The organism is Streptomyces sp. NPDC055078, from assembly GCF_053607985.1.
In genome coordinates, this window is sequence record NZ_JBSGUP010000771.1 from 1 (window position 1) to 3,603 (window position 3,603).

Sequence of the window (3,603 nt, forward strand, 5' to 3'; positions counted from 1 at the left end):
GGAGGAGCCCGTCCAGCGGGCCGGCCACCAGCTCCACGTAGACGCGGCCATGGTCTCAGGTCTGAGCGCCACCCCCGCCGATCAGGATGTCGCCCTGACCGCACCAGGCGGTCGAGGTGCCGCCGGAGGGGACGAGGGCGCCGTAGTTCCGGTAGGTCTCGATGTCGCCCTTCTGGCAGGTGACGAACCCGCGGAAGGGATGCCCCTCGCAGGTGACGGCCAGACCCTCGCTGCCGCCATTCGTCAGGAACACGTACTCGCACGGGTCGGCGGCCGCGGTGGGCGCGGCCACAGCGGGCGCGGACGTGACGAAGAGCCCACCCGCTCCCAGGGCGAGGGCGGTGACCAGGGCGGCAACAGTACGTCGGGTACGCAAGACGATCCTCCAGGGAGTCCGGAACGGGGGCGCACGCCATCACGCTGGGTGGGGGCACGCGCACACAGCGGGATCACTATGCCGCACCCGCGAGCGCCCCGACGCGGTCCGCAACCCGAAGGGATTACGTGACCTGCGCTCCCTGCGGCAGGTGGCCGTGCGGACGTGGAACCCTGTGTTGACGCGCCGCCTCGGGGCTCCCGCGGCGCCCGTTTCGTCCTCCGCCTGCCTCTCGCGTAAGCGCTTGCCGCGGGCCGCCCTCTCGATGGTGCGGGTGCCCCGGCGCGCGGGTCTGTCCTCAAGCGCCGGACGGGCTGGGTTTGTGTGCCTCGGTTGTCGGACGCGGCGGCGATTGAGGCACGGGGTGAGTGAATTCAGCCTCGCCGGCGTTTGAGGCGCGGGGTTCGGGGCGGAGCCCCGACAAGGGCCCGGGCCGTCCGGGGCACCGGTCCGTCCTCAAGCGCCGGACGGGCTGGGTTTGCGTACCCGGGTGCCCACAGGTGCCGCTCAGCGGGCTCAGTGGGGCCCGGCGCCCGGCCGGGGTCGTGCGGGCCCAGCACGGGCGCTGCGCACCCTCAACCGCCCAGCACGGGCCCCGACCGGTTCCGCGTGGGCTCAGCCGGGCAGGAAGGCTTCCAGCTCCTTGAGGAACAGTCTCGGGGACTCCAGGTTGACCATGGCGCCGGGTGTGCAGCCGCTGGAACTCCCGCCGGGTCGGCGGCGGTACGTGCGGATGGTCCCGGCGGAGCCGCTCGCAGTGCCGGTCGTACGCGGACTCCCCGGTGAGTTCCCGCAGATACCAGTGCACAGCCCGCACGGCCCGCCGCAGCACGGCGAGCGGCGCGGGACGCCCGGCGCTCACGCGCGTACCCCGGCCCGCTCCTCGGGCGCGTCGCGCGTGGAGGGCACATACGGTGTCTCCGTCGTCGCCGGCGGCGCCGGGGAGCGCAGGCTGCGGACGCAGACCACGGCCGCACTGGCCATGACGGTGGCCACCAGGACCGCGAAGAGGATGATCAGCACCCCGTCGACGGTGGAGTTGGTGACGATGGTGTGCATGTCGTCCATGCTCTTGGCGGGCGCCAGCTCCTTGCCCGCTTCGATGGCGTCGGCGTACCGGTCGCGCTGGGCGAAGAAGCCGACCCGCGGGTCGGCCGAGAACACCTTCTGCCAGCTCGCGGTGAAGGTGACGGCGACGGTGAAGGCCAGCGGCACCCCCGTCACCCAGGCCCAGCGGAACCTGCCGGACCTGATCAGTACGGTCGTGGCCACCGTCAGGGCGATCGCGGCGAGCAGCTGGTTGGCGATGCCGAACAGCGGGAAGAGCTGGTTGATCCCGCCGAGCGGGTCGGTGGCCCCGGCGTACAGGAAGTAGCCCCATCCGGCGACGACGACGGCGCTCGCGATCCAGATGCCCGGCTTCCAGTGCACCCGACCCAGCGGCTTCCACACATTGCCCAGCATGTCCTGGAGCATGAAGCGGCCGACCCGGGTACCGGCGTCGACGGTCGTCAGGATGAACAGCGCCTCGAACATGATGGCGAAGTGGTACCAGAACGCCTTCATCCCTGCCCCGCCGACGACATCGGAGAAGATCTGCGACATACCGACCGCCAGCGTCGGCGCACCGCCCGTCCGGGCCACCAGGGAGGTCTCCTCGACCGATTTGGCCGCCGCCGCCAGATCCTGGGGCGAGATGGTGAAGCCGAGCCCCGCGACCGCCTGTGACGCGGACTCGACGGAGGTGCCCAGCAGGCCGGCCGGCGCGTTCATCGCGTAGTACAGACCGGGGTCGAGCACGGAGGCGGCGATCAGCGCCATCACGGCGACGAACGACTCCATGAGCATCGCCCCGTAGCCGATCATCCGGACCTGCGACTCCTTCTCGATCAGCTTCGGCGTGGTTCCGGAGGACACCAGCGCATGGAAGCCGGAGAGCGCGCCGCAGGCGATCGTGATGAACAGGAACGGGAAGAGCGCCCCGGCGAAGACCGGGCCCTGGCCGGATGAGGCGAAGTCGCTCACCGCGTCGGCCTGGAGATCGGGCATGGCGAACAGCACACCGAGCGCCAGCAGCGCGATCGTGCCGATCTTCATGAAGGTGGAGAGATAGTCGCGGGGGGCCAGCAGCATCCACACGGGCAGGACCGAGGCGAGGAACCCGTAGCCGACCAGACAGAACACGAGCGTGGTCGGACTGAGGGTGAACTCGTCGGCGAGGGAGGAGTCCTGGATCCAGCCGCCGCCGACGATCGCCAGCAGCAGGAGGACCACCCCGATCAGACTGGTCTCCAGAACCCGCCCCGGCCGCAGGATGTGCAGATAGAAGCCCATGAACAGGGCGATCGGAATGGTCATGGCCACCGAGAAGGTGCCCCACGGCGAGTGGGCCAGGGCGTTGACCACGACCAGGGCCAGCACCGCGAGCAGAATGATCATGATGATGAAGACGGCGATCAGCGCCGCCGCGCCGCCGACCCTGCCGATCTCCTCACGGGCCATCTGCCCGAGGCTCTTCCCGTCGCGGCGCATGGAGAGGAACAGCACCACCATGTCCTGCACGGCCCCGGCGAAGATCACCCCGAACACGATCCAGATGGTGCCGGGAAGATAGCCCATCTGCACCGCGAGAACCGGCCCGACCAGGGGTCCGGCCCCCGCGATGGCGGCGAAGTGGTGGCCCAGCAGAACCCGGCGGTCGGTGGGCTGGTAGTCGACACCGTCCTCCAGCCGCTCGGCGGGGGTGGCCCGGGAGTCGTCCGGCTTGAGCACCCGGGTCACGATGAAACGGGAGTAGAAACGGTAGGCGATGGCGTACGACCCCAGGGCGGCGGCGACCAGCCACACCGCCGAGATCTCCTCACCGCGGGCAAGGGCCAGAACACCCCAGCAGACGGCGCCGAGAACGGCGACGCCCGTCCACAGAAGGATCGTTCGGGGATTGGCCCGTGATGCGGGCACGGAAGGCCGTGACACGATGGCTCCTCGGGTAGGGGGCTGACGGTCCGGACACCCGGACACGCCGGTTCAGTGATAAGTCGACATATGAATACGGCAGGGACGGCGCGCGGGTTCGGGCACGCTCAGGTCACCCGGACCGGCGGCGGGTGAGCAGATGGGCGCCGAGCAGCACGAGAGAGCACCCGGGCACCCAGGCGAGCTGGTACCAGTAGAAGAACGGCACCCCTGCGAGGCGGGGCCGGTCCTGCGCGTACCAGGGCACCCAC

The 3,603-nt window shown here is 70.4% G+C and carries 4 protein-coding genes; all 4 read right to left on the reverse strand.

The features are described from left to right. Positions 1 to 55: 55 nt before the first annotated feature. Positions 56 to 376 carry a hypothetical protein gene (locus ACWF94_RS36370; protein ID WP_453498815.1) on the reverse strand — a complete coding sequence of 107 codons (321 nt, stop codon included), beginning with the start codon at positions 374 to 376 and terminating at the stop codon, positions 56 to 58. Between the two features lie 298 nt (positions 377 to 674). Further along, a complete protein-coding gene (locus ACWF94_RS36375; RefSeq protein WP_453498817.1) occupies positions 675 to 1,238 on the reverse strand; it encodes a CstA-like transporter-associated (seleno)protein in 564 nt (187 codons plus the stop codon). Continuing rightward, the gene (locus ACWF94_RS36380) at positions 1,235 to 3,352 is read right to left on the reverse strand and encodes a carbon starvation CstA family protein (protein WP_453498820.1); all 2,118 of its coding nucleotides are present in this window, start codon (positions 3,350 to 3,352) and stop codon (positions 1,235 to 1,237) included. Before ACWF94_RS36380 ends, ACWF94_RS36375 begins: the two co-directional genes overlap by 4 nt. A 112-nt stretch (positions 3,353 to 3,464) precedes the next feature. Next, on the reverse strand, positions 3,465 to 3,603 hold a 139-nt coding region (locus tag ACWF94_RS36385), incomplete at its 5' end, for a DUF3311 domain-containing protein (protein WP_453498823.1).